Origin of the sequence: Halomonas sp. GD1P12 (genome assembly GCF_025725645.1) — a bacterium.
Taxonomy (GTDB): Bacteria; Pseudomonadota; Gammaproteobacteria; order Pseudomonadales; family Halomonadaceae; genus Vreelandella.
This window is the reverse complement of record NZ_CP107007.1, coordinates 390,232-407,504: the sequence shown is the minus strand read 5'-3', so window position 1 is coordinate 407,504 and position 17,273 is coordinate 390,232. Positions and strand designations below refer to the sequence as shown.

General features: G+C 63.5%; 14 protein-coding genes, 1 tRNA gene and 1 riboswitch. Of the genes, 12 read left to right on the top strand and 3 right to left on the bottom strand.

Annotated elements, in window-relative coordinates; all coding sequences use genetic code 11:
* The first annotated feature begins 4 nt into the window (after nt 1–4).
* The 3 genes from selA (at nt 5) to OCT39_RS01950 (ending at nt 3,500) form a co-directional block, all read left to right on the top strand.
* Nucleotides 5–1,459: an L-seryl-tRNA(Sec) selenium transferase gene (selA, locus tag OCT39_RS01960; protein WP_263586028.1), complete on the top strand. Its 1,455-nt coding sequence runs from the start codon at nt 5–7 to the stop codon at nt 1,457–1,459.
* The gene (gene selB / locus OCT39_RS01955) at nt 1,456–3,372 is read left to right on the top strand and encodes a selenocysteine-specific translation elongation factor (RefSeq protein WP_263586027.1); all 1,917 of its coding nucleotides are present in this window, start codon (nt 1,456–1,458) and stop codon (nt 3,370–3,372) included. Before selA ends, selB begins: the two co-directional genes overlap by 4 nt.
* A gap of 30 nt (nt 3,373–3,402) precedes the next feature.
* Nucleotides 3,403–3,500: transfer RNA gene (locus tag OCT39_RS01950), tRNA-Sec, on the top strand.
* A 12-nt stretch (nt 3,501–3,512) separates the two neighbouring features.
* On the opposite strand, the gene OCT39_RS01945 is transcribed toward OCT39_RS01950, so the two are convergent.
* On the bottom strand, nt 3,513–5,015 hold the full coding sequence (locus OCT39_RS01945) for an NCS1 family nucleobase:cation symporter-1 (protein ID WP_263586026.1): 1,503 nt from the start codon (nt 5,013–5,015) through the stop codon (nt 3,513–3,515).
* Between the two features lie 607 nt (nt 5,016–5,622).
* Here OCT39_RS01945 and OCT39_RS01940 point away from each other — a divergent pair.
* The 4 genes from OCT39_RS01940 (at nt 5,623) to preA (ending at nt 10,765) form a co-directional block, all read left to right on the top strand.
* On the top strand, nt 5,623–6,489 hold the full coding sequence (locus OCT39_RS01940) for a nitrilase-related carbon-nitrogen hydrolase (protein ID WP_263587276.1): 867 nt from the start codon (nt 5,623–5,625) through the stop codon (nt 6,487–6,489).
* 30 nt (nt 6,490–6,519) lie between these two features.
* Entirely contained in the window at nt 6,520–7,962 is a 1,443-nt protein-coding gene (gene hydA, locus OCT39_RS01935) for a dihydropyrimidinase (RefSeq protein ID WP_263586025.1), read from the top strand.
* A gap of 83 nt (nt 7,963–8,045) precedes the next feature.
* Nucleotides 8,046–9,425: an NAD(P)-dependent oxidoreductase gene (locus tag OCT39_RS01930; RefSeq protein ID WP_263586024.1), complete on the top strand. Its 1,380-nt coding sequence runs from the start codon at nt 8,046–8,048 to the stop codon at nt 9,423–9,425.
* A complete protein-coding gene (gene preA, locus OCT39_RS01925) occupies nt 9,422–10,765 on the top strand; it encodes an NAD-dependent dihydropyrimidine dehydrogenase subunit PreA (RefSeq protein WP_263586023.1) in 1,344 nt (447 codons plus the stop codon). The genes OCT39_RS01930 and preA overlap by 4 nt, the downstream gene beginning before the upstream one ends.
* Before the next feature lie 12 nt (nt 10,766–10,777).
* Here the strand turns inward: preA and OCT39_RS01920 are convergent, their stop codons facing one another.
* On the bottom strand, nt 10,778–11,554 hold the full coding sequence (locus OCT39_RS01920) for a class I SAM-dependent methyltransferase (RefSeq protein WP_263586022.1): 777 nt from the start codon (nt 11,552–11,554) through the stop codon (nt 10,778–10,780).
* A gap of 265 nt (nt 11,555–11,819) precedes the next feature.
* On the opposite strand from OCT39_RS01920, the gene OCT39_RS01915 reads away from it, so the two are divergent.
* The 5 genes from OCT39_RS01915 to OCT39_RS01895 all read left to right on the top strand — a co-directional run bounded on the left by OCT39_RS01915 (nt 11,820) and on the right by OCT39_RS01895 (nt 16,726).
* Entirely contained in the window at nt 11,820–12,701 is an 882-nt protein-coding gene (locus tag OCT39_RS01915; protein ID WP_263586021.1) for an ABC transporter substrate-binding protein, read from the top strand.
* A gap of 193 nt (nt 12,702–12,894) precedes the next feature.
* Nucleotides 12,895–14,172: a cytosine permease gene (gene codB, locus OCT39_RS01910; RefSeq protein ID WP_263586020.1), complete on the top strand. Its 1,278-nt coding sequence runs from the start codon at nt 12,895–12,897 to the stop codon at nt 14,170–14,172.
* Nucleotides 14,173–15,420: a cytosine deaminase gene (gene codA, locus OCT39_RS01905; protein ID WP_263586019.1), complete on the top strand. Its 1,248-nt coding sequence runs from the start codon at nt 14,173–14,175 to the stop codon at nt 15,418–15,420.
* 50 nt (nt 15,421–15,470) lie between these two features.
* On the top strand, nt 15,471–15,935 hold the full coding sequence (locus OCT39_RS01900; RefSeq protein WP_263586018.1) for a YbaK/EbsC family protein: 465 nt from the start codon (nt 15,471–15,473) through the stop codon (nt 15,933–15,935).
* Nucleotides 15,936–16,000: 65 nt separating this feature from the next.
* A riboswitch (FMN riboswitch) is annotated at nt 16,001–16,146 on the top strand.
* Between the two features lie 82 nt (nt 16,147–16,228).
* Nucleotides 16,229–16,726, top strand: coding sequence for a 6,7-dimethyl-8-ribityllumazine synthase (locus tag OCT39_RS01895; RefSeq protein ID WP_263586017.1), 498 nt, complete (start codon nt 16,229–16,231; stop codon nt 16,724–16,726).
* 64 nt (nt 16,727–16,790) lie between these two features.
* Here the strand turns inward: OCT39_RS01895 and OCT39_RS01890 are convergent, their stop codons facing one another.
* Complete coding sequence (locus tag OCT39_RS01890; protein WP_263586016.1) at nt 16,791–17,243, bottom strand: rhodanese-like domain-containing protein; 453 nt, start codon at nt 17,241–17,243, stop codon at nt 16,791–16,793.
* Nucleotides 17,244–17,273 lie beyond the last annotated feature (30 nt).

The following is a 17,273-nucleotide window of genomic DNA, read 5'->3' as shown; positions in this document are numbered from 1 at the left end:
CCCCATGACTGACACCGCCTCTTCGACAATCGCCTCCTCCCTGACGGCGCCGGACTGGCGCCGCGCGCTGCCCTCGGTCGACCGACTGCTCGACCACCCAACGCTCCGAGCGCTTGCCGAGCAGTACGGCCAGCGCCTGTGCACCCGCGTCGCCCGCGATACGCTGACTGCGCTTCGCCAGTCGCCCAGGGCGCCGGGGCTCGACGAGGCGGCGCTGGCACGTCAGGTGAGTGAAAATCTTCTGCGCTTCGTCGCGCCCAATGCCCGGGCGGTGTTCAACCTGACGGGCACCGTGATTCATACCAACCTGGGCCGGGCGCTGCTCTCCGAGCCCGCCATCGATGCCATGGCCCAGGTGGCCCGCTACCCGGTGGCGCTGGAGTACGACATCGCCTCCGGCGGGCGCGGTGACCGCGACGACCTGATCGAAGCCTTGATCTGTGAGCTGACCGGTGCGGAAGCCGCCACGGTGGTCAACAACAACGCCGCCGCCGTGGTGCTCACCTTAGGGGCGCTCGGCGCCGGTCGGGAGGCGATCGTGTCGCGTGGCGAGCTGATCGAGATCGGCGGCGCCTTTCGCATGCCGGACATCATGGCCGCCGCCGGCTGCCGGCTTCGCGAGGTGGGCACCACCAACCGCACCCACCCGAAGGACTACCGCGAGGCGATCAATGAAGAGACCGGGCTTCTGATCAAGGTGCACACCTCCAACTACGCCATCGAGGGCTTCACCCGGGCGGTGGACGAAGCGGACATGGCCGAGATCGCGCACGCCGCGGGGCTCCCGCTGGTGGTGGATCTTGGCAGCGGCGCGCTCACCGATCTTTCACGCCTCGGGCTGCCCTACGAAACCCAGCCCTCTGATGCCATTGCCGCCGGCGCCGACGTGGTGACCTTCAGCGGCGACAAGCTGCTCGGCGGCCCCCAGGCCGGCATCATCGCCGGCAAGCGCGAATTCATCGAGCGCATCAAGCGCCACCCGCTCAAGCGCGCGCTGCGCCTGGACAAACTCGTGCTCGCCGCGCTCGAAGCTACGCTCAAACACTACCGCGACGACGACCACCCGGCGCACTCGCTTCCCACCCTGCGCCTGTTGACCCGCGAGGCGGACGTCATCCAGGCCGCTGGCGAGCGTGTGCTGGCCGGCATCACGACGCATCCCGCCGGGTACCGCGCTCATCTGGCCCCCTGCATGAGCCAGCTCGGCAGCGGCTCGCTGCCGGTGGACCGGCTGCCGAGCACGGCGCTGGTGCTGGAATCCAGCGCTCCACGGCGCGAGGCGCGCGAGCAGGCGCTCAAGCGTCTCGAGTGTGCCTGTCGCGAGCTTTCACGCCCGATCATCGGGCGCCTCAAGGAGAGCGCGCTATGGCTCGACCTGCGCTGTCTGGCCGTCGACGATGAGCAGCTTCTGGCCGAGTCGCTGACCACCGCGCTCGCCGCCGCCGAGGCGCCGACATGATTCTGGCGACCGCGGGCCATGTGGATCATGGCAAGACGACGCTGCTCCACGCCCTGACCGGCGTGGATGCCGACACCCTCAAGGAGGAGAAAAGCCGCGGACTGACCATCGAGCCCGGCTTCATTTACCCCACGACCGCCAGCGGCGCCGAGCTCGGTTTCATCGACGTGCCGGGCCACGAGCGCTTCGTTCACAACATGCTCTCGGGCGTGGCCGGCGTCGACGGTGCGCTTTTGATCATTGCCTGCGACGACGGCGTGATGCCGCAAACCCGCGAGCATCTGGCCATTCTTACATTGCTCTCGATTCCCGTCGTCGCGGTGGTGCTGACCAAGACCGACCTGGCAAGCGACGAGCAGATTCTAGCGCGCCAACGAGAGGCCGAGGCGCTTGGCGAGGGTGCCCCGGTGTTTAGCGTCTGCGCGCGCCAGGCCACCGGGGTCGAGGCGCTCTCGATCTGGCTCGAACGGCGCGCCGGCGAGTGGCAGACCCGCCCGGCGCCGGGGCGCTTTCGCCATGCCATCGACCGGGCGTTCAGCAAGAAAGGCGCCGGGGTCGTGGTCACCGGCACGGTGGTGGACGGGCGCGTCGAGCAAGGGGATTCGCTTTGGCTGTTGCCCAGGGAAATTCGCGTTCGCGTGCGCGGGCTTCGTCGGCAGAACCAGCCAGCCGAGGCGGCCCATCGGGGCGATCGCTGCGCGCTGAACCTGGCCGGCATCGAGCGCGAGTCGCTCAAGCGCGGCGACTGGCTGGTCGATGCGCCGGAGCCCCCGGCCAGCAGCCAGCGCATCGACGTGATGCTCAAGCTGTTGCCGACGCTCGAGCGCGACGCGCTGCACTGGACGCCGGTGCACATTCACATGGGCGCGGCGCACCTGACCGGGCGGCTGGGGCTTCTTGAAGCGCCGACGCTCGCCCCCGGCGGCCAGGCGCTGGCCCAGCTAACGCTCGACCAACCCGTGCACGCTTGCTGCGGCGACCGCTTCGTGATCCGCTCGCAAAGTGCCGACGAAACCCTGGGCGGCGGGCGCGTGCTCGACCCTTGGCCGCCGCGGCGCGGCGCCCGCCGACCAGAGCGTTTGGCTTATCTAACGACGCTGCAGGCCGCGCTTGCGGCCGGCGCCGCCGAGCGCGAAGACGGCTTCGCGCCCACGCTCAAGGCGCTGGCCGCGCCTCAGCCCGGCGGTATCTCGCTCGATGAGCTGTCGAGCACGCTCAACCGAGGCGTCGAGCGCCTCGCCGCCCAGGCCAAGGCCCAGGGCCTGACGCTACTTCGCGCCGCCAGCGAATCGCGTGCCTTCGACCCGATTCATTTGGAGGCCCTGGCCCGCACGCTGATCGAGGCGCTGGAGACGTTTCACGCAGAGTCGCCTTCGGAAGTCGGTATGGAGCGCGACCGGCTGCGCCGCTGGGTCGCCCCCGGCTGGAACGTCGCGCTCTTTCGCCGCTGGCTCGAGGGGCTCATCGCCTCGAAAAGCGTCGACGCCCAGGGTCCCTTCATCAAAAGCCCCCATCACCAGGTGGCGCTGGATGAGGCCGACCAGGCGCTGTCGCAAACGCTGCTGCCGCTTTTGGCAAACCAGTTCGATCCGCCGCGGGTGCGCGACCTGGCCCAGGCGTACCATCTCGACGAGCCCCGGGTGCGCGAGGTACTGCACGCCAACGCACGGCTGGGGCGGCTTTTTCAGCTGCGCAAGGATCACTTCTACCCGCCGGAAACGCTCGCGCAGCTCTCCGAGATCATCGAGCGTCTGGCCTGCGAGCACGGCGCGATTCGCGCCGCCGACTACCGCGACCGGACTGGAGTGGGCCGCAAGCTCGCCATCGCCCAGCTCGAGTTCTTCGACCAGGTGGGCTACACCCGCCGCGTGCGCGACGCCCGTCAGCTGCGCCAGCCTGGCATGTGGCACTAAAAGCGGTTAGGCTTTTCGAGACGCAACGCAGGAGGAGGTTCGCTCCCCGGTGGGACGACCGGACTTCAACTCCGAGTAGGGGCTGCCATGCAGCCCCTGGTGGGTTCGACTCCCACCCTCCTCCGCCACGAGCGTTTCCCTCACGTCATGTCCGTTGCGGCTATCTTCTGGTGGGCCTTTTCATGCCCCATGAGCGTGCTTGCCACAAAATAAACGATCGCCCCAAGAATCGAGCCGGTGAACCAGCCGTAGTTGTAGAACCAGTTCATCGTCCCTGTCAAAAGCGATACCAGCGTCAGCCCCACGGGCACCCCGAAGGCGATGAAGCCGGCGACGTTCACCGCCGGATAGGCGTGGCCATCCATGTAAAGACTCGGCACGTCCAGCGACTGCTTCTTGATCAGAAAATAATCTACCGCCATGATGCCGGCGATTGGCCCCAAAAGGCTCGAATAACCCAGCAGCCAGTTCGAGTACATCTGCTCGAGCGAGACGCCCTGGGCGATCACCCCCGCCTTTTGCAGCAGGTCGTAACCCATCAGCAGCACGCCGACCAGCCCCGTCATCAGCACCCCGCGCGTCTGATTGATCAGTTTCGGGGCGATGTTCTGGAAATCGTTGGTAGGCGAGACGATGTTCGAAGCGGTGTTGGTGGAAATCGTCGCCACGATGATCAGAAGCATCGCCAGAATGACCCAGAACGGGCTATCGATGAAGCCGATCAGGCGCACCGGATCCGCCACGGTCTGGCCGACGAGGGTTTCCGAGGCCGCCGTCATCACCACGCCGAGCGAGGCGAAGAAGAACATGGTGAGCGGAAGCCCCATGATCTGGCCGACGATCTGATCCTTCTGGCTTTTGGCGAAGCGGCTAAAATCGGGAATGTTCAGCGAAAGCGTCGCCCAGAAACCCACCATGGCGGTCAGGCCAGCGAAGAAGTAACCGTAGACCGGCGCGCCTTCCGGGCGTGAAGGTGGCTGGGCGAGTAGCTCGGTCATCGACATGTGCGGCCAGGCCCAGACCATCAGCCCCACGCCCACCGCCAATAGCAGCGGCGCAGCCAGCGTTTCCATCCACTTGATCGACTCCGCGCCGCGAATCACCACGTAGAGGTTCATGGCGCCGAAGACGAAAAAGCCGATCACTTCACCAACGCCGCCCAGCGCCGCCCAGGCGGGAAACAGCGCCGACAGCAGCAGATGGATCGCCAGCCCCCCGAACATGGTCTGGATGCCGAACCAGCCGCAGCCCACCAGCGCGCGCACCAGGCAAGGCACGTTCGAGCCCAGAATGCCGAAACAGGAGCGCAATACGATGGGAAAGGGAATGCCGAACTTGGTGCCGGGAAAAGCGTTGAGCGTCAGGGGCAGCAGCAGGATGACGTTGGCGATGAGAATGGTGAAAAGCGCCTCGCCCACGCTCAGCCCAAAGTAGGCGGTCAGCACGCCGCCCAGGGTGTAGGTGGGCACGCAGATCGACATGCCGACCCAGAGCGCGGCGATGTTCCACTTGCTCCAGGTGCGCTCGCTTGCTTTGGTCGGCGCGATATCCTCGTTGAAGCGGGGGCTTTGACGAACGTCGTCGTTCACCTCGAGTTCTATCAACCCCTCTCGGTCTACCATGCGAGATGTTGTAACGGTCATGGAGTTCTCCTCAGCAGAGCCACTGTCGTTTATCGTTATTGCGTCAGGCTTTAAATCGAGTCAGCGCTAACCCCAGCAATAAGCATGCCTACACTTGGCTTAAAGCGCATAAACGATTGAATTAAAGCTGACCTTTTCGACATGTAATCTCGTACCAGTCTCGAAATTTTTGTTATTAATAAACCGGCTTTTAAAAGCCATTGCCAAAATAGCGCACTTGGCCTCAAAAACGCACCAAAAAGTCTCTTTGAATAAAAACAGAAAAACAAATAAATCTATAAATAACTGTTTTTAATAAAAATATTTTTAAAAATCTTAATTTCAAAGCACTCATGAACACGTAAAAGGCCAATAAAAGTTACTAAAAAACAATAAAATCATAACGTTAAAAGTTATTTTAAAGTACGCCACAAAAACCTTGAAAGGCGCCCGCGTTTCGCACTACTCTCAAAAAAGCTGCCGACATGGACAGCTTTATAATCATTACAAAAAAACTCCCTCGCTGCCTGGCGAGTGGATCTTGCAGCACGCCTTGATCGTCAATAGCGATAACCGTCATCGCGCCCAATCGGGCGACGGTGTGTGCAAGCAAAGAGAGGGCCTCGAGATGCAAACGATGAAGATCGGCTTGATCCAGATGGGATTGAAGGCCAGTACCGACCAGGACCCCGCGCAGATTCGTGACGCCATGAACGAAGCGCACTTACCGATGATCGAGCAGGCCGCGAGCCAGGGCGTGCAGGTGCTCTGCTTTCAGGAAGTGTTCAACCAGCCCTATTTTTGCCCCAGTCAGGACGAGAAGTGGTACGCCGCCGCCGAGCGGGTACCCGAAGGGCCGACCTGCCAGCTGATGCAGACGCTCGCCGCCAAGCATCGCATGGTGATCATCGTACCCGTCTACGAAGAGACCGAAACCGGGGTCTATTACAACACCGCGGCGGTGTTCGACGCCGATGGCAGTTTTCTTGGCAAGTACCACAAGACCCACATCCCCCAGGTCGCCGGGTTCTGGGAGAAGTACTTCTTCAAGCCAGGCAAGTCCGACTGGCCGGTGTTCGATACCGCCTTCGGCAAGATCGGCGTCTATATCTGCTACGACCGCCACTTCCCCGAAGGCTGGCGGGCGCTGGCGCTCAATGGCGCCGAAGTGATCTTCAACCCCTCCGCCACCGTCGCCGGGCTCTCGCAATATCTTTGGGAGCTCGAGCAGCCCGCCTCCGCCGCCGCCAACGGCTGCTTCATCGCCGCCATCAACCGGGTCGGCACCGAGGCGCCCTGGAACATCGGCGACTTCTACGGCTCGAGCTACATCGTCAACCCGCGCGGCAAGATCGAAGCCCAGGCCAGCGCCACCGAGGATGAGCTGCTGGTGCACGAAATCGATCTGGATGCGGTGCGCGAGGCGCGCAACAACTGGCAGTTCTTCCGCGACCGCCGCCCCGAGACCTACACCCGCCTGACCGACGGCGAATAACCAAGCGACTGGTACAGCAGGAGAGATCCCATGAGCCTACTCATCAAGGGCGGCACCGTCGTCACCCACGCCGACACCTACCGCGCCGACGTACTCTGCGTCGATGGCAAGATCGAGGCCATCGGCATGAACCTGGACACCCCCGAGGGCTGCGAGATCGTCGACGCCACGGACCAGCTCGTCATGCCCGGCGGCATCGACCCCCACACCCATATGCAGATGCCCTTCATGGGCGCGGTGGCCAGCGAAGACTTCTACACCGGCACCGCCGCGGCGATGGCCGGGGGCACCACCACGATCATCGACTTCGTCATCCCGAGCCCCGGTCAGTCGCTGCTGGAAGCTTTCGAGACCTGGCAGGGCTGGGCCGAGAAAGCCGCCACCGACTTCGCCTTCCACGTGGCGATCACCTGGTGGGACGACAGCGTGAAAGAAGAAATGGGCACGCTGGTCCATGAGCACGGCGTCAACAGCTTCAAGCACTTCATGGCCTACAAGGGCGCGATCATGGCCACCGATGACATCCTCGTGGAGAGCTTTTCGCGCTGCCTGGAGCTGGGTGCGGTGCCTACCGTCCACGCCGAAAACGGCGAGCTGGTCTACCACATGCAGCAAAAGCTGCTCGCCCAGGGCATGACCGGCCCGGAAGCTCACCCGCTGTCGCGCCCGCCTCAGGTCGAAGGGGAAGCCGCCAGCCGGGCCATCCGTATCGCCAGCACCCTGGGCGCACCGGTGTATCTCGTGCACGTATCTACCAAGGATGCGGTGGACGAGATCGCCTACGCCCGCCAGCAGGGCCACGCGGTGTTTGGTGAGGCGCTCGCCGGGCACCTGGTGCTCGACGACAGCGTCTACCAGCACCCGGACTGGGCCACGGCGGCGGCGCACGTGATGAGCCCGCCCTTTCGCCCGAAAGGCCACCAGGAGGCGCTCTGGCACGGCCTGCAGTCGGGCAACCTGCAAACCACCGCCACCGATCACTGCTGCTTCTGCGAGGAGCAAAAAGCCGCCGGCCGTGAGGACTTCACCAAAATCCCCAACGGCACCGCCGGCGTCGAGGACCGCATGGCCGTGCTGTGGGACGAAGGGGTGAACACCGGCAAGCTCTCGACGCAGCAGTTCGTCGCCCTGACCTCTACCAACACCGCCGAGATCTTCAACCTCTACCCGCGCAAGGGGGCGATTCAGGTCGGTGCCGACGCCGATATCGTGGTGTGGGACCCCAACGGCACGCGCACCATCTCCGCCAAAACCCACCACCAGAACGTCGACTTCAATATTTTCGAGGGCAAGACGGTGCGCGGCATTGCTCGCCATACCGTCAGCCAGGGCAAGTGGGTCTGGCGCGATGGCAAGGAGCTACACGCCGAGCGCGGCGCCGGACGCTATCTCGAGCGCCCCGCCTATCCGGGCATCTTCGAGCAGCTCAAAAAGCGCGCCGAACTCAACGCCCCCAAAGCGGTAAACCGCTGAGGCAGCGCCCATCGATATAACGACCATCGACAAAGAATAGCGACATAAAAACCATCGATACCCACGTATCGGGAGAGACGACCGTGACCCATCCACTCGACTACCTGCCGAGCGCACAAGAGGTCGGCACCTACGACGGCCCGGCGCTTGCCGGCAACTTCAGCGACCTTCATCCACCGCTCACCCAGCGCCAGGCGATCATCGAGAGCCAGCGCTGCCTCTACTGCTTCGATGCGCCCTGCGTCGAGGCGTGCCCGTCGGAGATCGACGTGCCAAGTTTCATTCGCCAGATCAATGAAGGCAACGTCAACGGCGCGGCGCAGACGATTCTGGAAGCCAACATCCTGGGCGGCAGCTGCGCCCGGGTGTGCCCGACCGAGATTCTCTGCGAGCAGAGCTGCGTGCGTAATCACGACGCCGAGTGCCAGCCGGTGCTCATCGGCCTGTTGCAGCGCCACGCCACCGATCACATGCAGTTTGACGGCCACCCGTTCAAGCGTGCGTCCGCCACTGGCCGTCACATCGCGGTGGTGGGCGCCGGCCCCGCCGGGCTCTCCTGCGCCCATCGACTCGCGCTTCTGGGCCATCGAGTAACGATTTTCGAGGCCGAGGCCAAACCCGGCGGGCTCAACGAGTACGGCATCGCCCGCTACAAGATGACCGACGACTTCGCCCGCCGCGAGGTGGAGTTTCTGCTCGAGGTGGGTGGCATCGACATCGAGTACGGCCAGCGCCTGGGCGAAAACGTGACGCTGGGCGAGCTGCGCGAGCGTTTCGATAGCGTGTTTCTGGGCCTGGGCCTCGGCGCCAGCCGGGCGCTGATGCTGAGTGACGAAGACGCCACCGGATCACTCGCCGCCGTCGACTACATCAAGCTGCTGCGCCAGACCAACGACCTGGGCCAACTGCCCGTGGCCCGGCGCTGTATCGTGATCGGTGCCGGCAATACGGCAATCGATATGGCCACGCAAATGGCGCGTTTGGGCGCGTCTGAAGTGACGCTGGTCTACCGGCGCGGGCTGGAGGCGATGTCCGCCACTCACCACGAGCAGGAGATCGCCAAAGCCAACGGCGTGCGCATGCTCACCTGGGCGCAGCCGGATCAGGTGCTGCTCGACGAGCAGGGCCGCGTGTCGGGCATGCGCTTTGCCAGAACCCGCGCCGAGGAGCGCGGCCTGGCGCTGACCGGCGAACACGTCGACATCCCGGCGGACGCCATCTTCAAGGCGATCGGCCAAGGCTTTGCGAGCGAAAGTCTTAAAGATGCCACCGCCGCCGAGCTTGCCCGCGACGGCGAGCGCATTCGCATCGACGATCATTTTCAGACCTCGGTGGCCGGCGTTTACGCCGGCGGCGACTGCGTGGCACCGGGGCAGGATCTGACCGTGCAGGCCGTGCAGCACGGCAAGCTCGCCGCCCACGCCATTCACCAGGCGCTGATCGCGCGTCAGGAGGCCGCATGAACACCAACGCTTTCACTCCCCTCGCCTTTCCCGGCAAGAAAGGGCGCGGCGACGCCGTGGTCAACGGTGTCGATCTCTCGGTCAACTTTGCCGGCATCAAGGCCCCCAACCCCTTCTGGCTCGCCTCGGCGCCGCCTACCGACAAGGCCTACAACGTGGTGCGCGCGTTTGAAGCGGGCTGGGGTGGCGTGGTCTGGAAGACGCTTGGCGAAGAGCCGCCGGCGGTGAACGTGTCGTCGCGCTACTCCGCCCACTACGGCAAGAACCGCGAGGTGATCGGTTTCAACAATATCGAGCTGATCACCGACCGTTCGCTGGAGGTGAACCTGGCCGAAATTACCCAGGTGAAAAAGGAGTGGCCGGACCGGGCGCTGATCGTCTCGATCATGGTGCCCTGCGTCGAGGCGTCCTGGGCCTACATTCTGCCGAGGGTCGAGGCCACCGGCGCCGATGGCATCGAGCTGAACCTGGGCTGCCCCCACGGCATGCCAGAGCGCGGCATGGGCGCGGCGGTAGGCCAGAACCCGGATCTCATCGAGCAGGTCACCGCCTGGTGCAAGAAGTACTACTCGAAGCCGGTGATCGTAAAGCTCACCCCCAACATCACCGATATCCGCGTGGGTGCCCGGGCGGCGCTGCGCGGCGGGGCGGATGCGGTGTCGCTGATCAACACCATCAACTCGATCACCAGCATCGATCTCGACAACATGGTCGCCAAGCCCACCGTGGGCCACCAGAGCACCCACGGCGGCTACTGCGGCAGCGCGGTCAAGCCCATCGCCATGAACATGGTGGCCGAGATCGCCCGCGACGTCGAAACCCCTGCGCTGCCCATTTCCGGCATCGGCGGTATCTCGAGCTGGCGGGATGCGGCGGAGTTCATTGCGCTCGGGGCGGGCAGCGTGCAGGTCTGCACCGCAGCGATGCTCAACGGCTTTCGCATCGTCGAGGAGATGAAGGATGGCCTATCGCGCTGGATGGCGGAGAAAGGCTACGCGTCGGTCGAGGCGTTCTCGCGCAAGGCGATCCCGCAAACCACCGACTGGAAACACCTGGACATCAACTTCAAGACCATCGCCCACATCGACCAGGATCTCTGCATCGAGTGCGGGCGCTGCTATATCGCCTGCGAGGACACCTCGCACCAGTCGATCGCCAAGCTCTCCGAGCCCGGCGGCGCGCGCCGCTATGAAGTGATCGACGAAGAGTGCGTGGGCTGCAACCTGTGCCAGATCACCTGCCCGGTGGAGAACTGCATCACCATGGTGCCTCAGGAAACCGGCAAGGACTTTCTGGCCTGGGACGACGACCCGCGAAACCCCTTCAAGGCCGCCGGTTAAACGTAAAACGCCTCAAGCGCCCTGCGGGGCGCTTTTTTTCGGCTCGGCCACCATCACGTAGTCCGCGCCGTGACTGAGCCCGCCGTCGATGTCGATGTGCGAAAGCGCGCGGCGCTCCAGATCCTCGACGTGCTTGAGCATCGCCTGGGCCAGGTAACGGTCGGCGATCGTCGCCATGCGCTGGCGGCACATCTTCATCTGGCCCTCGACGAACTTCTTGCCGTAGCGGATCGGGAAGCGTTTGGTCTCGACGACCTCGAAACCGGCGCGGTCGAGCTGACGTTCGACCCAGGCACTCGGGTACTCGCGGTAGGTGCGCTCGCCGGCCAGCAGTAGGCAGGCATCGCGCAGCCGACCGATCTCCACCACCAGCTTGCCCGACGCGGTGGTCGCATCGAACGGCACGTAGGGCTCGAGACCCACCAGGTATAGCCGCTTTTTCGTCAGCGCGCAGAGCCGGGGAAACAGCTCGTCCTGCCAGTAGGGGGCGAAGCCATCGATGGCGCCGAGCAGGTAGTCGGCCAACACGGTGTCGAAACGCTCGTCGGCGAGAAAACGCGGATCCTGCCAGTTGCCCAGCACCAGCCGGTCCTGCTCACGTTTTTTGCCTTGTACGGCACGCTCGACACTTTGCGCCATGCCGCCGGCGCCGGTCACCGCTGTCCAGCGCGCTGTATCGAGCCCGCTCACCCAGTTGATCGAGTTGATGCCAGTGCCAGCGTCCAGAAAATCGCCCCACTCGCGCTCGCCTTGAAGCGCTTCGATATGTTCGAAAAGTACGGATGCCACCCGGGTTCTCCCTGCCAGGTTGTGGTTGTGACCGCAAGGAGTGCGGGCACGGCCTTAAATAAATATAATATAACATTTCAATTTATCTGGCGATCACGGCTACCTCTTTTGAAAGCGTTCGTATCGAAAGCTTCTGTATTGAACGCTTACGTGTTGAAAGCGTTTGTTTTAAAAGCCTCCGTTCTGAAAAAAAGTGACAATGCCTAACCATTGCTAATATGATAATAAATCTCATATAAAACATCTTCTCAAAAAAGGGAATGTCATGAAGAAAATCGCCATGAAATCAGCGCTCGCCACTTCCTCGCTTCTGGCCGCCGCCGTTAGCGCTGGCGCCCACGCCGAGGAGCGCTTCGCGCTGTTCGATCTGGGCAGTTTGGACACGCTGATCGCGCTGGGCGCCAGCGATCAGGTGGTCGGCTATCCCAAGCAGACCATGCCCGGCTACCTGTCGAGCCTGGAAGAGGGCGACTACACCGATATCGGCGGTTTGAAAACGCCGGATCTCGACGCGCTGGCCGAGAGCGAGCCGACGCTGATCGTCTATACCGGCCGTCAGGGCGAGCACAAGGAGGCGTTAGAGGCGATCGCGCCGCTGTTCGACGCGGGCCTGACCGGCGACGACTACCTCGCCGCCTTCGATGACAACGTGCGCACCCTGGCCGAACACGCGGGCCTTGAGAGCGAGGCCGAAGATGCCCTCGAAACGCTGCACAATGAGATCGAGACCCAGCGTGAAGCGCTTGCCGATGCCCCGCGCACGCTGGTCGTGACTCATAATGACGGTAACTACTCGCTCAACGAGCATCCGGTGATTCACGAGCTGCTGGGCGTCGAGAAGCAGGCGATGCCGGACGGCGTCGAGGCCGAAACCTTCGGTGAGCGCAGCTTCACGCGGCTCTCGCCAGAAGCGATCGCCGAGATCGACCCGGAGCGCCTGCTGATCATCGACCGCAGCGCCGCCATCGGCCAGCAGCCGCTCGACGCCGACGAACTGCGCCAGCAGCTCGAAGAGGCCGGCGCCGCCAATGCCGAGGTCGCCGTGCTCTCGCCGGCGCTTTGGTATCTTTCCGGCGGTGGCCTGCAGAGTCTGTCGCTTCAGATCGACGAAGTGGTGAGCGCGCTGGGCACCGCGCCGGCGTCCTGAGTCTCGATCCTTTAAGCCATATAACCTTGAACGCCCCCCGCCCCCTCCCTGCAAGGGGGCGTTTTTTTGCCCCGCCCAACGCGACCGAAGCCAACCACCTCGCAGCTCATTAGAAAACGCTCAACTGGCCTGTTTATTGCTTCATTCTAGGTTTACCGCAACGCGCGCGATGCGCCGTCACGAGGTCTTGAGCATGCAAACATCCGACTACCCCCTGCGCGAGGTGCCTGCCAGCGCCCGTAAGGGGCTTCTCTCTACGTCCGTCGTGTTACTGGGGTTCACCTTTTTCACCGCCACCATGTGGGCCGGCGGCTCGCTTGGTCAGGCCTTTCCCATTGGCCAGCTTCTGTGGATCGTGCTGCTGGGCAATCTGCTGCTCGGCGCCTACGCCGCCGCACTGGGCTACATTGCCTGCAAGAGCGGGCTCAACGCCGTGCTCATGGGCCGGTTCTGCTTCGGTGAGAAGGGCAGCAAGCTGTCGGATTTCATTCTCGGTTTTACGCAGATCGGCTGGTACGCCTGGGGCACGGCCACCATCGCCGTCGTGCTGGTACGCACCACCGGGATGCAAGAATGGATGGAAATCCCTCTTATGGTGCTTTTTGGGTTCGGTTTCTGCATCACCGCGATGATCGGCTACCGCGGCATGGACTGGCTATCGCGCGTTGCTGTGCCGGCCATGATGGTTTTCATTCTGCTGAGCCTGGCCGCCGGGCTGGTCGACGTGGGCGGCTTTGCCGGTCTTGCCCGCCAAACGCCGAGCGAGAGCATGAACGTGGCCGCGGCGGTCACGGTCATCATCGGCACCTTCATCAGCGGCGGCACCCAAGCCACCAACTGGAGCCGCTTCGCCAAAAGCCCGCGCGTGGCGGTCATCGCCACGCTGTTGGCCTTTCTGGTCGGTAACGGGCTGATGGTGCTGACCGGGGCGCTTGGCGCGATGATTTACCAGCAGGCGGACATCGTCGACGTGCTGATCGCCCAGGGGTTCGTATCGATTGCGGTGCTGATGCTGTTTCTCAATATCTGGACCACCCAGGACAACACCATCTACAACTTCGCCGTGGCCGGGTGCAACCTGGTCCGCACCGACCGGCGACGCACGGTGACCGTGGCAGGGGCGGCGATTGGCACCGTGCTGGCCGTCGGCGGCATGTACCACTACCTGATTCCATTTCTGGTGCTGCTCGGCACCTTCATTCCGCCAATGGGTGGAGTGATCATGGCGGACTTCTGGCTCAAGCATCGGGGCCGCTACCCGGCCCTGATCGATGCCAACCTGCCCGCTTTCGATCGCCGGGGCCTCACCGCCTACGCCATTGGCGCCGCGGCGGCCTACTTCTCGCCGCTGTTGCCGCCGCTGGTCGGCGTGCTGATGGCCGCGCTAAGCTATGCCCTGCTGCTGCGCGTGGGTCAGCCGGCACCGGTCAATCGCCTTTCATCTTCTACCGAACACTCTGTGAGCCACTGAATGCATATCGTCAACGCCCGCCTGCGCCAGCGCGCCGAACTCTTCGAGATTAAAATCGACAACGGCGTCTTCACCGCCATCGAGGCGCAGAGCGCTCCCATCGAGGCCTCGGCCGATCAGCTCGATGCCGGCGGCAAGCTTGCCTGCGCGCCGTTCATCGAGCCGCACATCCACCTGGACGCCGCGCTGACCGCCGGTGAACCGGCCTGGAACGAAAGCGGCACGCTGTTCGAGGGCATCGAGCGCTGGGGAGAGCGCAAGCCGATGCTTTCTGAGGCCGATATCCGCGAGCGCGTCATCAAGACGCTTAACCTGCTGATCGGTAACGGTGTGCAGTTCGTGCGTACCCACGCCGACACCAGTGACCCGAGCCTGGTCGGCCTCAAAACGCTGTGCGCGCTGCGCGACGAGTTCAGGGACAAGATCGATATCCAGGTGGTCGCCTTCCCCCAGGACGGCCTGCTCTCTTTTCCAAACGGCGACAAGCTGATGGAAGAGGCGCTGGAGATCGGCGCCGACGCGGTGGGCGGCATTCCCCATTTCGAGTACACCCGGGAGCTGGGCGTGGCTTCGATGAAGCGGGTGATCGAGCTTGCCATGAAGTACGACCGGCTGGTCGACGTGCACTGCGACGAGATCGACGACCCCAATTCGCGCTTTCTCGAAGTGCTGGCCTGTGAGGCGCTGTTCAACGATCTGGGCTCGCGCGTCACCGCCAGCCACACCGTGGCGATGCACTCCTACGACAACGCCTACTGCTCCAAGCTTTTCCGACTGCTCAAGCAGTCGAACATCAACTTCATCGCCTGCCCCACCGAAAGCATTCATCTGCAGGGGCGCTTCGACACCTACCCCAAGCGCCGCGGCGTGACCCGGGTCAAGGAGCTCGACGCGGCGGGCATCAACGTCTGCTTCGCCGAGGACTCGATCTTCGATCCCTGGTACTCGCTGGGTAACGGCAAGCTTCTGCGCACCCTCGATTTCGGCCTGCACATCTGCCAGATGATGGGCTACAAGGATTTCAGCAAGGCGCTTTCGCTGGTGACCGACAACAGCGCGCGCACGCTCAATATCGAAGATCGCTACGGCATCGAAGTGGACAAGCCCGCAAGCTTCAACCTGCTCGACGGTGAGGACGACTACAGCGTGCTGCGCAACCAGGGGGATGTGTTGCTCTCGGTACGCAAGGGCGAGGTGATCATGCAGCGCGAGCCGTCAAGAATCGTCACACCCGCCTGGATTGGCTGAGATCAGAAAAGCGCGTTAATCTGAAACGGTTCAAAACAAGGAGCCGTTTCATGAGCATTGATACCGCGCGCGGGTTTCTGGCCGAGCACGCCCCGGACCTGACGATCATCGAACTCGACGAAAGCACCGCCACCGTTGAGCTTGCCGCGAAGGCCCACGGCGTCGAGCCTGGCCAGATCGCCAAGACGCTGGCGCTGAAAGTGGGCGAGCAGCCCTTTCTGGTGGTGGCGGCGGGCGACGTGCGCCTGGATAACGCCAAAATCCGCGAGCGCTTCGACGCCAAGGCAAAAATGCTCGACGAGGCAACGGTGATGGAGCTGACCAGCCACCCGGTGGGCGGCGTCTGCCCCTTTGGCCTGGCCACTGATCTGCCCGTTTACTGCGATGAATCGCTCAAGCGTTTCGACGAAGTGCTGCCGGCGGCGGGCTCGCCTACCAGCGCCGTTCGCATCGCCCCGTCGCGTTTGGCCGAGCTGGTGGGCGCTGAATGGGTCGATGTGTGCGCAACGGCCTGAGATAAACAGCCAATGTAGCGGCGCCAGGCCATTCGACGTACACTGGGGCCGCGTTTAGCACGCAAACAAGTTCTCAGGGCGGGGTGAAAGTCCCCACCGGCGGTGATGGCCTTTCTGGCACGAGCCCGCGAGCGCTCCAGCACGCTGGAGGTCAGCAGATTCGGTGCGATTCCGAAGCCGACGGTGATAGTCCGGATGAAAGAGAACGGCTGCTCTCGCGCCCCCGCTTGCCGGGTGCGTTCGGTGCCATGCCGCATGCCCTGATTCTGGTATCCTTTAAAGCGAGAACCACCATGAATCAGACCTTTCCGTTAGAACTCTCCTCTCATACCACCGCCCAGCGTATCGCCTTCATTCAGGGGCACTGGCACGGCGATATCGTCAATCAGGCCTACACCTCCTTCATCGAGGAAGTCGAGAAAAACGGCATGAGTGCCGATCAGGTCGAGGTATTCACCGTTTCCGGCGCCTACGAGATTCCGCTACAGGCGAAGGTGCTGGCGCAAAGCGGCCGCTTTGGCGCCATCGTCGGGGCCGGCTTTGTGGTCGACGGCGGCATCTACCGCCACGACTTCGTCGCCCACGCGGTGATCGACGGCATGATGCGCGTCCAGCTCGACACTGGCGTACCGATCCTGTCGGTGGTGCTCACCCCGCACCACTTCCACGAGCACACGACCCACCACGACTTCTATTTCGAGCACTTCGTCGCCAAGGGCCGCGAAGCCGCCAGCGCCTGCCTGAACACCATTGAAAATCTGCACCGCGCGCGCAAGTTAAGCGAGGCTTGATTTGGCCCAACGCATCAAACCCGGCGCGATGCCGGGTTTGATGCGTATTGACTGAAGCGGCGGCCTAGCAGCCGCAGGGCGCCAGCGCCTCGCTGGCAAGCGTGCCGCGCTCGTCTCCTGTCTGCACCGGGTGTTCGTCCCGGCGCCAGAAATCCAGCCCGCCCAGCAGCTCCTTCACCTGGAAACCGGCGCTCGCCAGTTTCCACGCCCCTTTGGTCGAGCCGTTGCAGCCGATGCCGTCGCAGTAGGTGACGTACACCTTTTCAGGGTCGAGGGTCGCAAGCCGCTCGGGCGTCATCTCACGGTGCGGCAGGCTCACCGCGCCGGGTATATGGCCCGCCCGGTAGTGCGCCTGGCTTCGCGTGTCGATCACCACGATCGCTTCCACACCGGCGGCCAGGTCCTGGGCCAAATCCCAGGCATCGGTGTGGTGGCAAAGTTTGTCGTACATCGCGTGCGCCATGACATCCGGCGCTGCCGGTGGAAACGCGAGAACCGCGGAAGGGGTAGAAGACATCAGGTTGCTCCTTTGTGCGATATACGGTCA

Bases quoted from the DNA above. Each gene is read 5' to 3' on its own strand.
- selA (WP_263586028.1), top strand. From the start codon at position 5: ATGACTGACACCGCCTCTTCGACAATCGCCTCCTCCCTGACGGCGCCG.
- selB (WP_263586027.1), top strand. From the start codon at position 1,456: ATGATTCTGGCGACCGCGGGCCATGTGGATCATGGCAAGACGACGCTG.
- OCT39_RS01945 (WP_263586026.1), bottom strand. From the start codon at position 5,015: ATGACCGTTACAACATCTCGCATGGTAGACCGAGAGGGGTTGATAGAA.
- OCT39_RS01940 (WP_263587276.1), top strand. From the start codon at position 5,623: ATGCAAACGATGAAGATCGGCTTGATCCAGATGGGATTGAAGGCCAGT.
- hydA (WP_263586025.1), top strand. From the start codon at position 6,520: ATGAGCCTACTCATCAAGGGCGGCACCGTCGTCACCCACGCCGACACC.
- preA (WP_263586023.1), top strand. From the start codon at position 9,422: ATGAACACCAACGCTTTCACTCCCCTCGCCTTTCCCGGCAAGAAAGGG.
- OCT39_RS01915 (WP_263586021.1), top strand. From the start codon at position 11,820: ATGAAGAAAATCGCCATGAAATCAGCGCTCGCCACTTCCTCGCTTCTG.
- codB (WP_263586020.1), top strand. From the start codon at position 12,895: ATGCAAACATCCGACTACCCCCTGCGCGAGGTGCCTGCCAGCGCCCGT.
- codA (WP_263586019.1), top strand. From the start codon at position 14,173: ATGCATATCGTCAACGCCCGCCTGCGCCAGCGCGCCGAACTCTTCGAG.
- OCT39_RS01900 (WP_263586018.1), top strand. From the start codon at position 15,471: ATGAGCATTGATACCGCGCGCGGGTTTCTGGCCGAGCACGCCCCGGAC.
- OCT39_RS01895 (WP_263586017.1), top strand. From the start codon at position 16,229: ATGAATCAGACCTTTCCGTTAGAACTCTCCTCTCATACCACCGCCCAG.
- OCT39_RS01890 (WP_263586016.1), bottom strand. From the start codon at position 17,243: ATGTCTTCTACCCCTTCCGCGGTTCTCGCGTTTCCACCGGCAGCGCCG.